Origin of the sequence: Methylobacterium sp. PvP105 (genome assembly GCF_017876975.1) — a bacterium.
Taxonomy (GTDB): domain Bacteria; phylum Pseudomonadota; class Alphaproteobacteria; order Rhizobiales; family Beijerinckiaceae; genus Methylobacterium; species Methylobacterium radiotolerans.
In genome coordinates this window covers 2,072,983-2,092,130 of the sequence record NZ_JAGIPA010000001.1, presented here as the reverse complement: position 1 = coordinate 2,092,130, position 19,148 = coordinate 2,072,983, and the positions used below count along the sequence as shown (strand labels likewise).

General features: G+C 63.6%; 12 protein-coding genes and 3 pseudogenes. 10 read left to right on the top strand and 5 right to left on the bottom strand.

Features of this window, described 5'->3' with window-relative positions:
• Positions 1-535: 535 nt before the first annotated feature.
• The 5 genes from rfbC to J3A75_RS09980 all read left to right on the top strand — a co-directional run bounded on the left by rfbC (position 536) and on the right by J3A75_RS09980 (position 9,010).
• The gene (rfbC, locus tag J3A75_RS10000; RefSeq protein ID WP_209650120.1) at positions 536-1,087 is read left to right on the top strand and encodes a dTDP-4-dehydrorhamnose 3,5-epimerase; all 552 of its coding nucleotides are present in this window, start codon (positions 536-538) and stop codon (positions 1,085-1,087) included.
• A 92-nt stretch (positions 1,088-1,179) separates the two neighbouring features.
• Positions 1,180-2,229 (top strand): dTDP-glucose 4,6-dehydratase, encoded by a 1,050-nt coding sequence (gene rfbB / locus J3A75_RS09995; protein ID WP_012319347.1) that lies wholly within the window; start codon positions 1,180-1,182, stop codon positions 2,227-2,229.
• Positions 2,229-3,134, top strand: a complete 906-nt coding sequence (rfbD, locus tag J3A75_RS09990) for a dTDP-4-dehydrorhamnose reductase (RefSeq protein WP_209650119.1) — start codon at positions 2,229-2,231, stop codon at positions 3,132-3,134. The genes rfbB and rfbD overlap by 1 nt, the downstream gene beginning before the upstream one ends.
• Positions 3,131-4,012: a glucose-1-phosphate thymidylyltransferase RfbA gene (gene rfbA, locus J3A75_RS09985; RefSeq protein ID WP_209650118.1), complete on the top strand. Its 882-nt coding sequence runs from the start codon at positions 3,131-3,133 to the stop codon at positions 4,010-4,012. Before rfbD ends, rfbA begins: the two co-directional genes overlap by 4 nt.
• 261 nt (positions 4,013-4,273) lie before the next feature.
• The gene (locus J3A75_RS09980) at positions 4,274-9,010 is read left to right on the top strand and encodes a rhamnan synthesis F family protein (RefSeq protein ID WP_209650117.1); all 4,737 of its coding nucleotides are present in this window, start codon (positions 4,274-4,276) and stop codon (positions 9,008-9,010) included.
• Here the strand turns inward: J3A75_RS09980 and J3A75_RS09975 are convergent.
• Positions 9,007-9,249, bottom strand: a pseudogene (locus J3A75_RS09975) (integrase core domain-containing protein); the annotation flags it as partial. The gene J3A75_RS09980 and the pseudogene J3A75_RS09975 overlap by 4 nt on opposite strands.
• Before the next feature lie 82 nt (positions 9,250-9,331).
• On the bottom strand, positions 9,332-10,660 hold the full coding sequence (locus J3A75_RS09970; protein WP_209650116.1) for an IS701 family transposase: 1,329 nt from the start codon (positions 10,658-10,660) through the stop codon (positions 9,332-9,334).
• Between the two features lie 99 nt (positions 10,661-10,759).
• On the opposite strand from J3A75_RS09970, the pseudogene J3A75_RS09965 reads away from it, so the two are divergent.
• Positions 10,760-10,975, top strand: a pseudogene (locus tag J3A75_RS09965) (integrase core domain-containing protein); the annotation flags it as partial.
• A gap of 242 nt (positions 10,976-11,217) precedes the next feature.
• Here the strand turns inward: J3A75_RS09965 and J3A75_RS09960 are convergent.
• Positions 11,218-12,342 (bottom strand): hypothetical protein, encoded by a 1,125-nt coding sequence (locus J3A75_RS09960; RefSeq protein WP_209650115.1) that lies wholly within the window; start codon positions 12,340-12,342, stop codon positions 11,218-11,220.
• Between the two features lie 156 nt (positions 12,343-12,498).
• A pseudogene (locus tag J3A75_RS09955) lies at positions 12,499-12,642 on the bottom strand (IS3 family transposase); the annotation flags it as partial.
• An 84-nt stretch (positions 12,643-12,726) separates the two neighbouring features.
• Between J3A75_RS09955 and J3A75_RS37010 the strand changes: the two are divergent.
• Positions 12,727-12,852 (top strand): hypothetical protein, encoded by a 126-nt coding sequence (locus J3A75_RS37010; protein WP_281068101.1) that lies wholly within the window; start codon positions 12,727-12,729, stop codon positions 12,850-12,852.
• Between the two features lie 9 nt (positions 12,853-12,861).
• Complete coding sequence (locus J3A75_RS09950; RefSeq protein ID WP_245372132.1) at positions 12,862-13,461, top strand: transposase; 600 nt, start codon at positions 12,862-12,864, stop codon at positions 13,459-13,461.
• 9 nt (positions 13,462-13,470) lie between these two features.
• Here J3A75_RS09950 and tnpC read toward each other — a convergent pair whose 3' ends face one another.
• Entirely contained in the window at positions 13,471-14,751 is a 1,281-nt protein-coding gene (gene tnpC / locus J3A75_RS09945; RefSeq protein WP_209649719.1) for an IS66 family transposase, read from the bottom strand.
• Positions 14,752-14,818: 67 nt separating this feature from the next.
• On the opposite strand from tnpC, the gene J3A75_RS09940 reads away from it, so the two are divergent.
• Together J3A75_RS09940 and J3A75_RS09935 are read left to right on the top strand one after the other, a co-directional pair.
• Complete coding sequence (locus tag J3A75_RS09940; protein WP_245364341.1) at positions 14,819-15,172, top strand: hypothetical protein; 354 nt, start codon at positions 14,819-14,821, stop codon at positions 15,170-15,172.
• A 164-nt stretch (positions 15,173-15,336) separates the two neighbouring features.
• Positions 15,337-19,143: a rhamnan synthesis F family protein gene (locus tag J3A75_RS09935; protein ID WP_209650114.1), complete on the top strand. Its 3,807-nt coding sequence runs from the start codon at positions 15,337-15,339 to the stop codon at positions 19,141-19,143.
• Positions 19,144-19,148 lie beyond the last annotated feature (5 nt).

Here is a 19,148-nt window from a genome sequence, read left to right as displayed (position 1 = left end):
TCCGATTACTATTTGGCTCTTCCACACCAGCATGTCAGAGCTCTCGCTCGACGTTGCGTCGTGGCGCGACGAGATAGAGCGCTTGGCCTGCACGCCGGAACTCCCGTGCGAGCAGGCGATCTCAGCGCACACGGCTGGGGTTAGTGCGGGGCTGGGGATGGATGGCAAGCATCAGTCGGCCCTCCTGGCAGTATGGCGGCGCACACCCCCAAACTGCCATGCGTACGCCTTGATCGCCCGACGCTTCGTGTCTCAGCAACGTTCTGCAACCATACGGTTAGTACTGTCGACCAAACATCATCGCGGTTTGAAATATCTTGCGCATATTAATATCTAGAACGAGATATTATGCCGGACTGCCTATGTTTATCGTCTATTCGCCCCGCATTTTAGGGTTTGTATGTCTTGACACGACCGCCGTATACCCAGAGGGTGAGGGCCTTCCATCTAGGTTGTATACTACATATTATTAGCTCGACGCGATCGGGCAATGCTGGGGCGCACGCTGGGCTGTGTGTTGAGGCAGCAGGTTAGCATGGACGTCATCGAAGCCGAAATTCCGGACGTGAAGCGCATCGTCCTGAAGCGCTTCGGCGACGCGCGGGGCTGGTTCTCGGAGACCTTCCGGGCCGACACCCTGGCGCGGGCCGGGATCACCACGCCGTTCATCCAGGACAACCAGTCCTTCTCGGCCCCGCAGGGGACGGTCCGCGGCCTGCACTTCCAGATCGCCCCCCGCGCGCAGGCCAAGCTGATCCGCGTGCTGCAGGGCGCGATCCTCGACGTGGCGGTCGATATCCGCAGCGACTCGCCGACCTACGGGAAGTACGTCGCCGTCACCCTCGACGCCGAGAAGGGCGAGCAGCTCTACATCCCGCACGGCTTCGCGCACGGCTTCTGCACCCTGACCCCCGACGTGATGGTCGCCTACAAGGTCGACGACTACTACAGCCCCGAGCACGACCGCGCGCTGTTCTGGAACGATCCGGCGATCGGGATCCCGTGGCCGGTCTCCGGCGAGGCGGCGATCCTGTCCGACAAGGATCGCCGGGCGCCCAAGCTCGCCGATCTCGGCCGCGTCTTCTGAAGAGCGCGGACCGGCCGCAATTTCGTCACGCAGGACAGCCTTCTGCTGTCCCGGCTTTCCCGTTCTCGATCGATCCGAAGAGGTAATCCGCCATGCGCATCCTGGTGACCGGAGGCTGCGGCTTCATCGGCTCGGCGCTGGTGCTGCACCTCGTCAACGATCTCGGCCACGACGTCTGCACCCTCGACGCGATGACCTACGCGGCCAACCCGGTCTCGCTGGCGCCGCTCGCCGACAACCCGCGCCATCGCCTGGTCGAGGCCGACATCTGCGACCGCGCCGCCGTGCAGAAGGCCTACGCGGACTTCAAGCCCGAGGCGGTGATGCACCTGGCCGCCGAGAGCCACGTCGACCGCTCGATCACCGACCCGGGCGCCTTCGTGCGCACCAACGTGATCGGCACGCAGACCATGCTGGACGGCGCCCGCGGCCATTACGAGACCCTGCCGGAGGCCGAGAAGAGGACCTTCCGCTTCCTCCACGTCTCCACCGACGAGGTCTACGGCTCGCTGCCGCCCGACGCATTCTTCACGGAGGAGAGCCGCTACGATCCGCGCTCGCCCTACTCGGCCTCGAAGGCGGCCTCCGACCACCTCGCCCGCGCCTGGCACGAGACCTACGGGCTGCCGGTCCTGGTGACCAACTGCTCGAACAATTACGGGCCGCGCCACTTCCCCGAGAAGCTGATCCCGCTGATGATCCTCAACGCCCTCGAGGGCAAGAAGCTGCCCGTCTACGGCGACGGCCTGAACGAGCGCGACTGGATCCACGTGGAGGACCACGCCAAGGGCCTCGTCGCCGTGCTGGAGCGCGGGCGGATCGGCGAGACCTACCTGCTCGGCGGCCGCGCGGTGCGCAACAACCTCGCGGTGGTCAAGGCGCTGTGCGCGGCCTTCGACCGGCTGCGCCCGCAGGGCGCCCCGCACGAGCAGCTGATCAGCTTCGTGGCCGACCGCCCGGGCCACGACCGGCGCTACGCGATCGACTGCACCAAGGCCGAGACCGAGCTCGGCTGGCGCCCGCAGAAGACCTTCGAGCAGGCGCTTGAGGAGACCGTGGCGTGGTACCTCGGGAACGAGGGCTGGTGGCGCCCGATCCGCGAGGGCCGCTACAAGGGCGAGCGCCTGGGGCTCAACGGCTGATGGACGTCCTCGTCCTCGGCGGCGCCGGGCAGGTCGGCACCGAGTTGCAGGCCCTGGCTTGGCCGGACGGCGTCACCGTCCACGCGCCCGGCCGCGCGGAGCTCGACATCACCGACGCGGACGCCGTCGCGGCGGCGCTCGCGGCCCGCGCCTACCGGGCGGTGATCAACACCGCCGCCTACACGGCGGTCGACAAGGCCGAGTCCGACGTGGTGGCGGCGTGGCGCCTCAACGCCCTCGCCCCGGCGATCCTGGCGGCCGCCACGGCGGCCCGATCCATCCCGCTGGTGCACGTCTCGACCGACTACGTCTTCGCCGGGACCAAGCCCGACGGGGCCTACGCGCCCGACGCTCCGATCGACCCGCAGAGCGTCTACGGCGCCAGCAAGGCCGCCGGCGAGCTGGCGGTGCGCACCGGCAACCCGCGCCACGCCGTCGTCCGGACCGCCTGGGTGGTGAGCCCGCACCGGGGCAACTTCGTCAAGACGATGCTGCGGCTCGCGGCCGAGCGCGACGCCCTGACCGTGGTGAACGACCAGCACGGCTGCCCGACCTCGGCCGCCGACCTCGCCGCCGCGCTGGCGGCGATCGCGCAGGCCATGGCGGCGGATCCGGAGACGCCCGCCGGCACGTTCCACTGCGTGAACCGGGGCGACACCACGTGGTGCGGCTTCGCCGAGGCGATCGTGGCGGGCTCGGCCCGGCGCGGCGGCCGCGCCGTGCCGGTCAAGGGCATCCCGACCTCCGCCTACCCGACACCGGCCCGGCGGCCGGCCAATTCGCGCCTGTCCACCGACAGCCTCACGGCCGCCTACGGCATCGCGCCGCGGCCCTGGCAGGCGGCGCTCGACGACATCCTGGACCGGCTCGTCGGGCCGGTCTCAGAGGGAGTTTCCAAGCCATGAAGGGCATCGTCCTGGCCGGCGGATCCGGCACGCGCCTGCACCCGGCCACGCTGTCGATCAACAAGCAGCTCCTGCCGGTCTACGACAAGCCGATGATCTACTACCCGGTCTCGGTGCTGATGCTCGCCGGCATCCGCGAGATCCTGATCATCTCGTCGCCGGAGCACCTCGACAACTACAAGCGGTTGTTCGGCACCGGCGAGCAGTTCGGCCTCAAGTTCTCCTACGCCCTGCAGCCGCGGCCGGAGGGCCTCGCCCAGGCCTTCGTGATCGGGCGCGACTTCGTGGGCGACGACGACGTGGCGCTGATCCTCGGGGACAACCTGTTCTTCGGCGCCGGCATGGGCGAGCTCCTGGAGCGCGCGTCGAGCCGCAAGCAGGGCGCGACGGTCTTCGCCTACCACGTCGACAACCCGCAGGCCTACGGCGTCGTCAACCTCGACAAGTCGGGGCGGCCGACGAAGATCGTCGAGAAGCCGCAGAACCCGGAATCGACCTGGGCGGTGACCGGCCTGTACTTCTACGACAACCAGGTGCTCGACATCGCCGCCGACGTGAAGCCCTCGGCCCGCGGCGAGCTGGAGATCACCAGCGTCAACGAGGCCTACCTGCAGCGCGGCCAGCTGCACGTGGAGCGCATGTCGCGCGGCTACGCGTGGCTCGACACCGGGACCCACGACAGCCTGCTCGAGGCGAGCGAGTTCGTCCGCACCCTGCAGAACCGGCAGGGCCTCCAGGTGGCCTGCCTGGAGGAGATCGCCTACCTGCAGAAGTTCATCACCCGCGACCAGCTCGTGGCCCGCGGCGAGATGTTCGCCAAGACCGCCTACGGGCAGAACCTGCTGCGCCTCGCCCGCGAGGATAGTATGGTTGAGTAATCATATCGACGAGAGGAATGAAGCGTTTGAAGGGGGCTCTGTAAATGCCGATTACATCAACTCAATGCGCCGGGATCAGTCTCTGAATGCGACACCACCCAGGCGCGCAAAAAATCAACCTTCGAAATATGCGGCGTCGACGAAAATCGTATGGCGATCGACTGACTACCTTGTTAATTTTTCGGTAACCTGAAAAAGAGAGTTGGGCGCTTCGTGTCACGAAAAATTGCCTTCAGCCGTTCGGGTCAGAATAAATTCTACTTGAACCGGCGTAAACTGATCAACTTGATCTTCGATCATGTTTTTTACATAAGATCAAACCCTGATGTGGAGCGTGCAGCTATTGATCCGCTAGACCACTATCTTAAGCATGGTGTGAAGGAAGGGCGTGATCCCCACCCCCTCTTCGACGTTAATTGGTTTGTGGAGCAAAATCCGGGAGCGGCAGACGATCCGGTTATTCATTATCTCAACGGTACCGGTTCTAAGCCGCACCCACTTTTTGACGGAACCTGGTATCTTGACTGTTATCCTGACGTGCGCGCGGATGGCTTGCATCCCTTCGTACACTATTTAACATATGGTCAGAAGGAAAACCGAAATCCGCACCCGCTGTTCGATGCTTCTTGGTATGTCGGCCGCTATCCGGACGCGAATGGCGCAGCGCTGGTTCACTATCTGAATGGTCTCGGTGACGGACCTCACCCACTTTTCGACGACGCATTCTACGTGGAAAGCTGCGGTTCCTCAGCGCCCACACATCATCCAGCACTTGTCGACTACCTGCTCTCAGTTTCCCGCTGGACAAGCGCCCGACCGCACCCACTTTTTGACGGAACCTGGTATCTTGACTGTTATCCCGACGTGCGCGCGGACGGCTTGCATCCCTTCGTACACTATTTAACATATGGTCAGAAGGAAAACCGAAATCCGCACCCGCTGTTCGATGCTTCTTGGTATGTCGGCCGCTATCCGGACGCGAATGGCGCAGCGCTGGTTCACTATCTGAATGGTCTCGGCGACGGACCTCACCCACTTTTCGACGACGCATTCTACGTGGAAAGCCGCGGTTCCTCAGCGCCCACATACCATCCAGCACTTGTCGACTACTTGCTGTCAGGTGCGTTCGCCAGTGATCCTAATGCTCTGTTCAATACACGTTGGTACGTAACCCAAGCAAAGATTTTCTCGGGTGCCGCCATGACGCCACTAGAGCATTACTGCCGCGAAGGCGAACGTGCGGGCTATTCGTCCCATCCGGTTATTGATCTGGCATATTACGGTGCTCAGCTAACCGGTGGTTCACCTTACACGACTCTGCTGGCCGACTTGCTTCAAGACGGCGACCAAGCTGGCCGGTCTCCGTCGCGGCTTTTTGACGTCCAATGGTATCGGACGAGGGCGGGTGTAACGTACTCGCCTAACACTCCAGCATTCCAGCATTATCTTCGAACCGGCTGGCGCCAGGGGCACTCGCCTCATCCGCTGTTTGATGTACAGTTCTATCTTGCAAGTTCGCCAGATGTCGCCGAGGCGGCAGTCGAGCCGCTGACTCACTACCTCGCAGATGGGTATCGTGAGCGGAGGCGACCACATCCGCTCTTCGACATTGAGTACTACCTTAGGAGTTACCCTGATGTTGTTGAGGCTGGCTCTGAGCCAGTACAGCATTATATGATTTACGGGGATTTTGAGAACAGAAATCCTAATCCGGTGTTTGATACCCGCTGGTACAGGCAGCAGCACGAGGCCAGGCTTGGCGGCCAAAATGCTCTTGTGCATTATGTAACAATCGGCGCGACGGAGGGGCGAGATCCAAGTCCACTGTTTAGCTGCGAGTACTATCTCGCTCAATATCCAGACGTGCGCAAAAGCGGCCTCAATCCGCTGCACCATTTTCTTTTGGCAGGACAGGCTGAGGGTCGGTCTCCGCGCCCGCCGGACCGCCTTACTGACGTCTGCGGCGCGCTTGATATCCCCTATGAGATTTGGCGCGCGCCGCCTGAGCTTACCGATCGCGACGTATGCTTATTTATGGCCTACACAGCGGATGGCGAGCTTTCTCCCCACGTCTTGATTCAACTGGAGGCATGGCAGGAAGAGGGATATTTGGTCATTCTGATACTCGCGACCGACGGTCTAATTAGACCGTTGCCGCAGGATTTGGATACGTGCGCAGGAATTCTATTGCGGACTAATCATGGGTGGGACTTTGCTGCTTGGGCGACCGCAATGGCTGTCTTCCCCGAGGTTTGGCGGGCACGTTCTCTCGTCTTGGTCAACGACAGCGTATATGGTCCCGTGGATCGGGAGGCATTCCGGGCGGTAATCGACGTTATGCGCACAAGTCGAGCCGACATCGTCGCGCTTACCGACAGTTACCAGACGCAACATCATTTCATGAGCTACTTCACTGGCCTTACCCGGTCAGGCCTGCGCTCCACTGCGGTACGTCGTCATTGGGCCAGTGTACAAAGCATTCGCGACAAGCGTGAGGTTATCAATCGCTACGAGATTACCCCAATCAGCCAATGGCACCAAGCGGGTGTTGTAGTGGAGGTTCTTTTCCCGACAGCAGACGACGTCGACCCACCGATCAACCCCACTCTGATTAGGTGGCGCGAGCTCGTGAGTCGTGGCTTTCCCTTCATCAAGGTCCAGCTGTTGCGCGATCTGCTTCCGGGGACCGATACAACCGGCTGGAGGGAGATCTTTGTCCGCGAGCCAAAATTGCTGCTCGCCGTGGAGGCGCATCTCGGCATCGTGGCGCAGCCTATTGACCCTGCAAAGCTGGAAGAGCGGAGAATTCCGCAGTCGCGCGGTTTCCGCCCCATTCCAGCGCCCAAGCGCCGCTTTAAGCGCAATCTCGCTCCTAAAACTTTCTACGGGGCTACCCAAAGCGCGCGCCTGCACGAAGCGACAGATCTCGCCCTGGAGGTGCCATTCAGCGCGTGCGCTCACATCGCCCCAGTCAATCCAATCGCAATCATTGCACACATCTTCTATCCTGAAGCAACTGAGGATCTGCTCAAGCGATTCTCAAACATTCCAGGGACTGCCGATCTTTTCGTCACTACCGACAGCTCTGCAAAGAAAGCTGCGATCGCTCGACAACTTGCCGGCTATAAAAGTGGCTCGGTCGAAATAAGAGTTGTGCCAAACGTAGGCCGAGACATCGCCGCCATGTTCGTTGGATGCCGCGACGTCTTCGAACGGTACGAGATCTTCCTGCATGTTCATTCGAAAAAATCGCCACACGACGAGCGTTTCTCCGGCTGGCGAGATTTCTTACTGGAAAATTTACTCGGGTCTCCGGAGATTGCTGCTTCCAATCTCAGCCTAATTTCTCAATCTGACGTCGGTGTGGTCTTTTCGGAACACTTCAACGAGGTCCGAGCCCTCCTAAATTGGGGGTACGATTTCGATCTAGCGAAAGGTTTACTAGCAAAAGCAGGGATCGAGATTCGGAAGGACCTGATCCTCGATTTTCCGTCAAGCTCATTCTTTTGGGCAAAAACGGCCGCCGTTCGACCACTGCTGGATCTTGGATTGGACTGGTCCAGTTTCCCACCCGAAGCTGGACAGGTCGATGGAACACTGGCCCATGCAATCGAGCGCTCGCTGCTCTTCGTGGCCGAGAGCGCGGGCTTTCGCTGGGTCAAGGTCTCAACAGCGGGACACAGTCGCGACGAAGCATTGCTGCCCGTCTTCGGCGCCGACGGGATCGAACGTTCACTCAGGCGGGCATTCCGTCCGCTTCTGGGAAACCCACTGTCTTCGCTGGTAGAAAAACAGACGTTTCCTGAAATTGTGCCGATCACAACTCGCGCAGATCCAGATCGTCGGCCTCGTCTCAATCTAGTGATTCCTACGCTGCATCCGAAGCACATATTCGGCGGTATCACGACCGCTTTGAAGATTTTCCACGAGCTTGCAGACCAGCTCGGCGAGGCCTTTGATAGGCGACTTATCTGTACATCTTACGCTGTTGATCTGGAGGCAATGATTGGCCAGCCGGATTATAAGCTAGTACCGCTTGGATCAGCTTTCGATGATCTGCCTCGCTCGATTGTCGACATGACGGATCGTGAAAGTGGCGAGCTACCAGTCAGAAGCAACGATGTTTTTGTAACTACGGCGTGGTGGACCGATGTTGTCGGATCAGAGGTGCAGGCTGCGCAGAAACGTTTTCATGGTCGGCAACTGCCGATCATTTACCTGATCCAGGATCACGAGCCAAACTTCTACGCCTGGTCTTCGCACTATGCGCTATCTCGCGCGACCTATGCTAAGAGAAACGATCTAATTGCGCTCATCAATTCCGAGGAGCTTGCAAATTTCATGCAGCGAAATTACAATTTGAGTGATCCCAGGGTTGTGCGGTACTCCGCCAACCCGAAAATCATTCGGGCGTTAAAGAACGTACCAAGGGAGCGCATCATACTCATCTATGGAAGGCCCTCAGTTGCGCGGAATTGTTTTGAAACGCTGTGCGCTGGGCTGCGTCGATGGCAGCAGGCGGATCCCATTTCCGCCGATAGTTGGCGGATTGTCTCTGCTGGCGAGGATTTCGATCCTGCGGACGCTGGTGGCGTGGTCAATCTTGAGGTTTGTGGAAAGCTCTCTTTGGACGAGTATGGCGATCTTCTGAGCCGGGCGTTGATCGGCGTGTCACTTATGCTGTCTCCTCACCCGAGCTACCCTCCACTTGAGATGGCTGCGGCAGGCCTCTACACGATTACGAATGCCTATGACTGCAAAGATCTCAGCGTTCGGAACTCAAACATTGTATCGTTGGCTGATTTAACGCCCGACGGCGTGGCCGCGGCTCTGGAGCAGGCCGTACTAGAAACTGAGAGCAGAGTGGGAGGAAGTGTTGCCTTCGGGGAGATCTCAACGGTGTCTTGCGACGCGCCGACATACACTGCGTCAGTTCTCGCGCACCAGCTTACGGAGCTCGTCGTTCCGGCAAGCGCAAAACGGGAAGGTAGCGATTAGATGATTGGTCCTAGGATTTGGTGGCGCGGGTTCTGAGTGAACCTGGAGGGCTCGTCCGCCCAGGCTTTGCAGATAGCTTCGTGGGGCGTGAGGCCGCATGGCGTCTTGTGGCGGCAGGCGAAGTTGTAGGCGGCCACGAAGTCCGCGAGGTGCTGCCGGAGCTGATCGTGGCTGTCGTAGTGGAAGCGTTTGACGGTGGCGTCTTCGATCGTGTGGTTCATCCGCTCAACTTGACCATTATCCGGTATGTACCATCCCGGTGCCCCGCGTCCCAGATGGGCGCACCATAATACCGTTTAGCACTACCTGGGCACTTTGAGGTCAGATGGTAGCCTGAAGCGGCTCTGACAGTGTGGACATCGGACGGGCGGGATCAGAGCGGCAAACAGCTGTCCGAGAATGGCCTTCCGCACGGCGGGCAGGCTGGGTGACGGCGGCGGACCCGGCAAGCGGGCTGTCATTTTTTCCCCGCTCCGTCCGACGATGCTCGGACAGACGCAGGTGCTGCAGGTAGGCGTAGGCGATGCACGTCATCAGCGTGTGCCGATGCAGCCCCGTCCAGGAGCGGCCCTCGAAGTGGTCGAGGCCGAGTTCCTCCTTCATCTGCTGGTGGGCCTGCTCACACACCCAGCGTGCCTTGATCGTGCCGGCCAGCGCCCGCCGGGTCGTCCGGGGCGACAGGTTGGACAGGTAGTACTTGCGCTCGCCTGACGTGCGCCACTCCCCCACGAGCCAGACCTCCGCGCCCGGCAGATGGCGGTTGTTGCCCCAGACCGGGCCATCGCCCACCCGCACCCGGATCATGGCGAACCGAGCCGTGAGCTTGCCTCTCGTGCCCTGGCGCCAGGTCACGCGCCGCCAGGCGAGATCTGCCAGAACCGCCTCGGCGTCCTGCGGCTCCTGGTCCGGCACGGGCTTGCGCGCCCGGCCCGTTGGCGACACGAGCTGCACGTCGGCGGGGTAGACCTTCTGGGTCTTGGCGATGCCGACTGCCCAGCTCAGACCACGCGCGTCGAGGCCGTGCCGGAACGCGGCGCTGCTGCCATAGCCCGCGTCGGCGAGCACCACACCGAAGCGCAGGCTCTCAGCCCGCAGGCGTTCGAGTTCGGAGAGCGCGATCTCAATTTTGCTCCGCGGCGCGACCGCCGCCTCCGGCACGCCAGCTTGCGCACACCGCTCCGGGACGCTCGTCCACTCATCGGGCAGGAACAGGCGCAAGGCGACCGGCACGGGCACCTCATCGTGCGCCAGGGTGAGGGAAACCAGCGCTTGGCAGTTCGCCTTTTTGCCCAGCGCGCCGCAGTACTGGCGCGCTACGCCGACTGAGAGTGTGCCCTTCTTCGGCAGGGCTGTGTCGTCGATGACCAGGTACGCGTCCGGTCCACCGACCAGCCGATCGGCTTCACGGGCCAACGCCGTCCAGAGTGGGCCGTCGTCCCAAGCTGGACTGGCGATGAAGTGCTGGAGTTGATCGTGGCCCGACAGCCCGAGGCGTCCGGCCATTGGCTGCAAGCTCTTGCGCTCACCGGGGCCAAGCAGGCCGCGCAGGTACAGCGGCGCCCAAGTCCGCCGAGTCTTGCGGCCGATCACAGCGAGAAACGGCGTCAGCCACGCAGCAAGCCCATCTGTCTGGTCGCGATCCTCAGCCATCGCTGCCTCCTGAACCATCGCCAGGAAACAACTCACCAAGGCGCATCAAAGTGCCCAGGTAGTGTTAGAGGGGAATAGCAGGACGAGAAGGCACCGCGAGGGTACATGCCGGATAACGCCTACATCGAGTCGTTCAACGGCCGCCTAAGGGCGGAATGTCTGAATGCTTCGTGGTTCCTGTCGCTGGCCGATGCCCGTGAACGCATCGAGGACTGGAGGTGCCACTACAACGAAGATCGACCCCATACGGCCCTGGGCGGCTTGACGCCCCGAGCCTTCGCCAACCAAGCTGTCACAGCCCGAGAGCTTGCATAGGTCGTGGACCACAAACCGGGTCAACTTCAGAGGTCCGGAAGCTCACCTTTCGGCCGGACCAAAATCCGGGGGGCACTCAAGTCCCCAGCTGGACGGCTGCAAAGTATCACATGGCGAGGCCGAATATCTCAGGAGCCGACTTCGCGGACCTCGCTTTCGCGCTATTGCTCTGAGGGACAGCCGCCTCGCTTCGCTGGCGGCAGATCCACTCCATCATCTACGAGGCTTCATAACCAAGCAGCTTATTGGGCCAAACCAAGATTAATCAACGCCTTGCGCAGGCTGTTATAGGCCGCGGCAAGTTCAGCATTGCTGGCGCTCCCGTCTATTGGGAGACTAGCAGCCAGCTGCTGTTTCCCAACAGGTCTCGCCCCGCCGAAGCCTACGTTGCCCGTGAAGCGCGCGCTCCCGAATACATCTAAGGGGTAGACGGGAGGCGTGGGCGCACCTGCTCCTATGCCGGTGTTGCCGCCATAAATCGTGACAGTATCCAGCTTCCTGCCATCGACATCGCCCCGCAATTTTAGAAGCGAGTTGGGCGCCGTGATCTCGATGGTGCCGTTGTTGTTGCTGCTATAAAGTCTAAATGCTTCGATCCGTGCGTTGGCAGCATCCCGGTACATGAATGTGATCGGCATCGAGCCGGACTTGGCGTTTGCTAGGGCGCTTCCAACCTCAATCGCCGCAAAGGCACTTTCGTCATCCACCAACACCCCGCGACCCCATCGAACTGCGCGTGCTGTTCCCTTGTGAAAGATGCCCGGCGTTTGGACGATGAGACCGGGGCTGGCCAAGTCAGGCTGCTGCGTTGACCCACCCACGATGTCAACACCACGGGCGAAGCTCCCGGCTGCTGTGACGTTGATGTCGATTTCAGCGCCCCACAGCCCATTCGTTTTAATTCCATTATCCTGGGTGCGCGTGTTGACACCCCAGGCCGGCGTGTTCATTCCGGCAGCTCCAATCGCGTCCCCCTGTCCGTACAGCCCAACTGCTCCTACTCCTGAAGAGGCAGAACGCGCGTACCCAGCCACACCGCTGGCATGGTTCTGCGAGTTGGCAGTTGCTGGGACGTTCATCGCGCCCGTGATTGCCTCCGGAACGCTCAAGCCGGAGAACGACGGCGCGCCGTAACCCCCAACGTCGACGAGTAACGAAATCGGGTTCTTGGTTTTGCGATCATTAAAGCCCTTCTGTCCATCCGGGTTGTTGCCGACCACAATGCGCGTTGCGATGCCGCCGAACGTAGGGAAAGGACCTTGTAGAATGCTGGGCCCTGATGGGCGCGGCACGCTGTCAACATCGAGCGCCTCCGCACTAGCGATGGAGAGAACAATCGATGCCGCAACTAGGCCAGTAATCCGCATGAAAGACCTTTGATCAGTAAGAGCAGGGGAGGCAGACCGTCGGTAGCCGTTCGGCTCGGACCACGCCCGGTCTGAGCGCAGCTGTCAATCGTCAGATGATTTGAGACGACTTGAGGCGCACAGGAACGGAAACTCTGGCCCGATTGGGTTGAGAGGTTAGGCAGGCTGTGCGTAATGGCGCAAGCGGCGATCCATGAGGGTTTGGCATTCGATCTGCGCCCGTTTACGCAAGATCGTTTTGCCGCGGCCGAAGTAGAGGTCGGCAGGGGTGAGGTTGCCCAGGCTCTCGTAAGCCCGAGATGGCTATAGGCTGCGTGGAGCCCCCGCATCGGCAGCCGCATTCTGCTCTGTCTCCTCGTCGACACGTTCGCGGAACGCGGCCCCGTGGTCCTGGGACTGGACGACACGATCGAGCGCCACCGCGGCAAGCGGATCGCTGCCAAGGTCATCTACCGTGATCCAGCTCGCACCTCCGACATCCACTTCGTCAAGGCGATCGGGCTGCGCTAGATGAGCCTGATGGTGCTCGCCCCGATCCCCTGGGCGGGGCGCGTCTGGGCGCTGCGGTTTCTGACCGCGCTGGTGCCGCCCGAGCGCGCCTGTCGCGAACGCGGCCGTCGGCACAAGCCGTTGCTGGACGTCGGGCGTCAACTCGCCCTCCAGGCGCGGCGCTGGCTGCCGAGGCGCGACCTCGTGGTGGTGGGCGACAGCAGCTTCTCGGCCTTGCTGTTCTTCGACGCGATGCGCCGCGCCCGCATCACGGCGATTACCCGCCTTCGGCTGGATGCTGCTCTCTACAAGCCGGCTCCGCCACGGGCGCCGGGCACGATCGGACGCCCGCGGACCAAAGGCGCGCGGCTGCCGACGCTCGCCGCGATCCTCGCGGCCAAGGACACGCGCTGGCACGCGGTCGTGGTGCCCGGCTGGTACGGGGCGGGCGAGCGCACCCTTGAGATCGCCTCCGGGACCGCCGTGTGGCGGCACGGCGGTCTGCCGGTCGTGCCGATCCGATGGGTGCTGGTGCGCGATCCCGAGAGCCGCTTTGCACCGCAGGCCCTGCTCTGCACCGAACCGCTGCGCGAGCCCGCGCAGATCCTAGGTAATTACCCAGGCCTATGATGGCAGGGTTCAAGCGCCGGTGGTTTTGAGGATGGTGCTGAAGGGGCTGCTGCCTGTGATGCGGGCGGTGTCGACGACGGTGCGAATGGCGGCTTCGCCCTCGGCCGCCCACATGGCGCGATAGCCGTTGGTCACCTTCCGCTGCACGACAGCGGGACGCAGCAGCCGCTCGGAGCCGTTATTCGTCGGCTCGACCTTTCCGGGATAGGCGAGGAAGACCAAGAGCTGATCGCGCGCACGGCTGATTTTGGCCTGCAGGTCGCGGGTCAGATCACAGCGGCTCGGCGTGGCCAGGATAGCGCCGAGTTGCCGATCCAGGCTCCGGCGCTTGGCCGAGAGCGTCGAGGCAGCCAAGTCTGTGACGCGCTCGGCCAGGGCGAACACGCTCTGTAGCCAGAGTTGCAGGCGCCAGGGGACGGGATCGTCGCTGACCTCGACGGCGTAGGCAACATCGCGGGCCAGATGCGCCAAGCAGGTCTGGTGCTTATCCGCATGGCCCTGTTGGGCGGTGTAGCGGTCGGAGATCCATACCGCCGGTCGGTGTCCGTCCATCATCTCGCGCACCACGACAGCACCGCGCGTCGGAGACGGCGTGTGCACCACCGCGTCGCCCGAGTGGAACAGCCAGTGATAGGCGTTCGAGCCTTCGATGCGCACGCCGGTCTCGTCGCAGGCGACGACCTCAGCCCGGCGCAGGGTCGTGATGGCCGCGTCGCGACCCGGACGGAAGCAGCCCTGCGCGCGGCGGAGCAGGTTCATCAGCCCGCCCTGGCTGAGCGTGAGGCCGAACAGGTCGGAGAGCACCGCCTGCAACCGTTCGTACGAGAGCGCCTGGAAGGTCTTCAGGTACGTCGCCACCGCATGCAGCCGCGGACCGAAGGGCGTGCCGCGCGCCGCCTCCGGCACCGGTGCGACCACCCGCTCCCCACAGCGCGGGCAACGGACCGCGAGCCGGCGGTGCTGCGTCACGATCGGCGCCACCGCGGGCAGCTCGATCTGCTCGGCGACGCTGACGACCTCTGCCGGAAGAGCGGCGTGCAGGCTGGCGCCGCAGCACGCGCACGCCTCGGGACGATGCTCGACGAGCGTATCGGGATCGTCGCTCACGACGCGGCTGTGACCCTCGTGACCGGGCTTGGCGCCGCCGGGCTTGGAGTGCTCCCGCTGCTCCTTGCGATCGGTCGCGGGCGGCTTGGACGAGGTGCGCGACGTCTTCTCTGGCCGCTGCAGCCGCAGCACCAGCTCGATCAGCTCTTCGCGGCTCAGCCGTTCCAGTTCGCTGCGGCCCATCTCACGAGAGAATCAGCGAAATCCGTCCCGCGCAAGGGCGTGGGTAATTACGATCCTAGGGTGGTTCGTGCAACGCTGGACCATCGAGGTCACCTTCCAGGAAGCGCGCGCCCATCTTGGGGTCGAGACGCAGCGGCAGTGGTCCGACACGGCGATCGCCCGCACCACGCCCTTCCTGCTCGCTCTGTTCTCGATCGTCACGCTGCTGGCCGCACGCCTCTCGGCTCGCCAACGGCGACGCGTCGCGGCCGCCGCGTGGTACCCCAAACCGCGCCCGACCTTCGCCGATGCACTGGCCGCCGTGCGCTGTGCGATCTTGCGCGAGCGGACTTTGGCAACATCACCGCGCCGACGCGCCCGAACAAAACCCCGCTTCCGTTTGTCAGCGCCCTGGGCCTATGCGCTCTGCCACGCCGCATGAATGGCCAAAGTCGAGCTTAGAGGCATCCTTCAGAGGTGCAATTGTTTCGCTCGGAATTTGCGAACCGCCCCGCCCTTGCTGTACGACCCGTCACACCGCGCTGTCTGGCGCCTGGGACGGCATCCCTCCTCAACGCAAGAATGTTCCAATCTTAAAGCCCCCATATGGTCCGCCACACCGCGCTCCACCGGAAGCTGCGCAACATTTTTGGTGCTGACCGCGATCTCGTGGTCGCGCGGAGGCTCTCAGGGTCCGAGCTATTCGATGCGGAGTGGTATCGAGCAACTCAGGCGCCCGACGTAGTGCCGGACCAAGCCGCACGGCACTACCTGCAGCTGGGCGCCGCGCTTGGACTGAGCCCCAGCCCGCTGTTTGACGGGCCGTGGTACCTCGACAACAACCCCGACGTAGCCGCTGCGGGCCAGAACCCGCTGCTGCACTACCTCGATAGCGGACGCGCCGAGGGGCGGCAGACTTGTCCTTACGTCGACTCGAAGGCAGTGGCGCAGCTCGCAGCCTCGGATCTGTTCGACGCGGAGTGGTACCAAGCGACTCAGGCGCCCAGTGTGACGCCGGCCCAGGCCGCACGGCATTACCTTCAGCAGGGCGCAGCGCGCGGGCTGAGCCCCAGCCCATCGTTTGACGGGCCGTGGTACCTGGCGAACTACCCCGACGTTGCCGCGGCGGGTTTGAACCCGCTGCTGCACTACCTGAACAGCGGACGCGCGGAAGGACGGCTGATCTGCTCAGTCGCCGACCCAGAGTTGGTGGCGCGGATCGCAGCCTCGGATCTGTTCGACGCGGAATGGTACCGGGCAACCCAGGCGCCCAACGTGACGTTGAACTGGGCCGCGCGGCACTACCTGCAAGAGGGGGCCGCGCTTGGACTCAGCCCCAGCCCGCAGTTCGACGGGCCGTGGTACCTCGACAACAACCCCGACGTTGCCGCTGCGGGCCAGAACCCTCTGCTACACTACCTGAACGATGGGCGCCCAGAAGGGCGGCCGATCTCCCCCTTCGCCGACCCAGTGGCGCTGGCGCGGATCGAGGGCTCCGGGCTGTTCGACGCGGAATGGTACCGGACGAATCACGTCCCCGACCTGTCACCGAACCAGGCCGCACGACATTACCTCCGCGAGGGAGCAGTCCTCGGGATGGATCCCGGCCCGCTATTTGATGGGAAGTGGTATCTCGGCAACAATGCCGACGTGGCCAGAGCGGGCTCGAACCCGCTGCTGCATTATCTGAAGAGCGGTCGCGCGGAGGGGCGGCCAATCCGCCTAGCATACGCCCAAGACACCGGCGCACGCGTGATCGAGACTCGGCCCATGGTGCTATGTGGGAGCACGACCGCACGAATTGTCGTCGTCATCCACGCCTTTTACATCGACGTATTCGAGGAGCTCCTTCCACGTCTCGTGCGGGCGATCCCACATTTCGACCTGCTGGTATCGACTGATCAGCCTGAGAAGAAGCGCGCGATCGAGGCGGCTGCGGCCGTTGCTGGGTTGGTCAATCGCTGCCGGGTCAGGCTGGTAGAGAACCGCGGCCGCAACTTCGGACCGCTTGTCGCCGTGTTCGGGCAGGACATCCTGCGCTACGATTACGTGCTCCACGTCCACACTAAGAAGTCGCTGTTCAGCGGCGCCGAGCAGGTGCGCTGGCGCGACGAGATCTATCGGGCGCTGTTCGCGAACGCCGCTTGTGCCACTATCGCCCTAGTGCTGTTGGAGGAGGACCGCCAGATCGGCCTGTTCTTCCCGGAAACCAGCGCGCATGTCGCCCACTGGGGGCACACTTGGCTCTCTAACATCGGCGCCGGCCAGAGTTTGCTCGCTCGCCTCTGCCTACCCTACGACGGGTTTGACGAATACATCGACTACCCCGTCGGTGGCATGTTCTGGGCGCGAGTGGACGCCCTGCGCCCGTTGCTGACAGCGGGGTTGACCCTTGCCGACTTTCCCGAGGAGCACGGTCAGACCGACGGGACGCTCGCGCACGCGATCGAGCGGGTGATCCCCCTGGTGTGCCGGGCCCAGGGCTACCGCGCCGTCTGCTTCGATTACGACCGAGGGCTCGCCCGCTACGACAGCAGCGCCCGCAACTGGCATCAGTACAGCGCCCGCTCCCAGGATCACGCACTGCTGGCGCTCAGCGATGTCGACCTCGTCTCGTTCGACCTGTTCGACACCCTCGTGAGCCGCCCGGCCCGGCGCCCGGACGCCGTGCTCAAGCTCGTCGAGCACCGCATCGCGACGGAGGAAGGTCGCCCCATCCCACTCTTCGCGGAGCGCCGGGCCGCGGAGAACCGGGTCCGCGCCCGCAAGCACCATCAGGGCGACGTCAACCTGTCGGAGATTTACGCGGAACTTGCCGCCTCAGGAACGATCCCCGGCGACGTCGTCGCGCGGGCGCAGGTCCTGGAGAAGCGGATCGACCTCGGAGCCCTGCGCCCGCGCCCGGAGGTCATCGCCGTCCTGCGCGCGGCGCACCAACGCGGCAAGCGCATCGTCCTGATGACCGACACCTACTACGAGGAGGCCGACATCCGCGGCATCCTCCAGGCGATCGGCATCGCCGACCTGTTCGCGGCGCTCTACGTGTCGAACGCGGTCGCCGCCCGCAAGGACCGGGGCGACCTGTGGCGCCACGTCGAGGAAGCGGAAGCCGTGCCGCGCGCCCGCTGGCTGCATGTCGGCGACAACGAGCATTCCGACATTCAGGCGGCCTGCGACCGGCGGATCCCCTACCTGCACGTCGCCCACCCGGCCAAGATCCTCGCGCAGAGCGGGTTCGTGCGGGACGAAGGCGATCTCGCGCGGACGTGGTCGTCCGATCTGGTCATCGGCCACGCCATGTTGACGCTGTGCAGGAACCCGTTCCTCGACCGGCCCGGCCCGCCCTACCTGTCGCTCGGCTCGGCCCGCGACGTCGGCTACGTCGTGTTCGGGCCGCTCATGCTGCTGTTCATGTCCTGGCTGATCCGGCACGAGGCCCTGGGCCGGGTGGAGCGGCTTTACTTTCTCGCGCGGGAGGGCGACTTCCTGGTCAAGGTCTACCGGCTGATCCGGGAGCGCTACGGCCTGCGCCATCTGCCCGAGGGTCGGTACTTCCACGTTTCCCGGCAGGTGGCGATCGGTGCGGCCCTCGGCACGGGTTTCCGTCCGGATCTGGTGACCGGAGCCGGCCGCTACGTGGGGAGTATCCAGTCTCTGCTCTGGAACCGGGCGAGCTTCACCGCCCCGGCACATCTCGGACTGGACAGCCGCGACGTGCGGCTTCCGGCCGATGCCCCGGTCGTCGAGCGCGTCATGACCGACCTCGAGCCGGAGATCATGGCCCATGGGGCGGACCTGAACGCGCGGTTCCGCGCATATGCCCGGCAGGAGGGCCTCGACGCCGGCGGCCTCCAGGCCGTGGTCGATGTCGGATACTCGGCCACGATCCAGAAGATGATGCAGCTGGCCCTCGGCCAGCCGCTGATCGGCCTCTACATGACGACCTTCGACGCGGCGCAGATGGTGGAGAGGGACGGCGGCGCCGCCTTCAGCTGCTTCCGCGCGGGCGCCGAGAATCCCGAGACGTCATCGCTCCCCGTCCTGGCCTACGGCCTCGCGGTCGAGGCATTCCTGACCGCTCCCCACGGGCAGGTCGTCGGCTACGAGATTGCGGGCGAACGGATCGGGCCCCTGTTCAAGGCCGATCCGCGGACCCCGGCCGAGCACGGTATCCTCGCCGAGCTACACGCCGGCGCCGAGCAGTACATCATCGACACGCTCGATCTCTACGGACCGAGCCTTCTCCAAGCCGACATCCCATCCGGAGGGCCACAGGAATTCCTGCGCCTGCTGATGCAGGGGCTGATCGCCACCCCGTCCGAACCGATGCGGACGCTCGGCGTGGAGGACGATTTCTGCGGTCTGCCGATTCACAAGGTGTATGCGGGAGCGGGAAGTCCGGCGTCCGGCTGAGGCGC

Bases quoted from the DNA above. Each gene is read 5' to 3' on its own strand.
- rfbC (WP_209650120.1), top strand. From the start codon at position 536: ATGGACGTCATCGAAGCCGAAATTCCGGACGTGAAGCGCATCGTCCTG.
- rfbB (WP_012319347.1), top strand. From the start codon at position 1,180: ATGCGCATCCTGGTGACCGGAGGCTGCGGCTTCATCGGCTCGGCGCTG.
- rfbD (WP_209650119.1), top strand. From the start codon at position 2,229: ATGGACGTCCTCGTCCTCGGCGGCGCCGGGCAGGTCGGCACCGAGTTG.
- rfbA (WP_209650118.1), top strand. From the start codon at position 3,131: ATGAAGGGCATCGTCCTGGCCGGCGGATCCGGCACGCGCCTGCACCCG.
- J3A75_RS09970 (WP_209650116.1), bottom strand. From the start codon at position 10,660: ATGGCTGAGGATCGCGACCAGACAGATGGGCTTGCTGCGTGGCTGACG.
- J3A75_RS09960 (WP_209650115.1), bottom strand. From the start codon at position 12,342: ATGCGGATTACTGGCCTAGTTGCGGCATCGATTGTTCTCTCCATCGCT.
- J3A75_RS09950 (WP_245372132.1), top strand. From the start codon at position 12,862: ATGGTGCTCGCCCCGATCCCCTGGGCGGGGCGCGTCTGGGCGCTGCGG.
- tnpC (WP_209649719.1), bottom strand. From the start codon at position 14,751: ATGGGCCGCAGCGAACTGGAACGGCTGAGCCGCGAAGAGCTGATCGAG.
- J3A75_RS09935 (WP_209650114.1), top strand. From the start codon at position 15,337: ATGGTCCGCCACACCGCGCTCCACCGGAAGCTGCGCAACATTTTTGGT.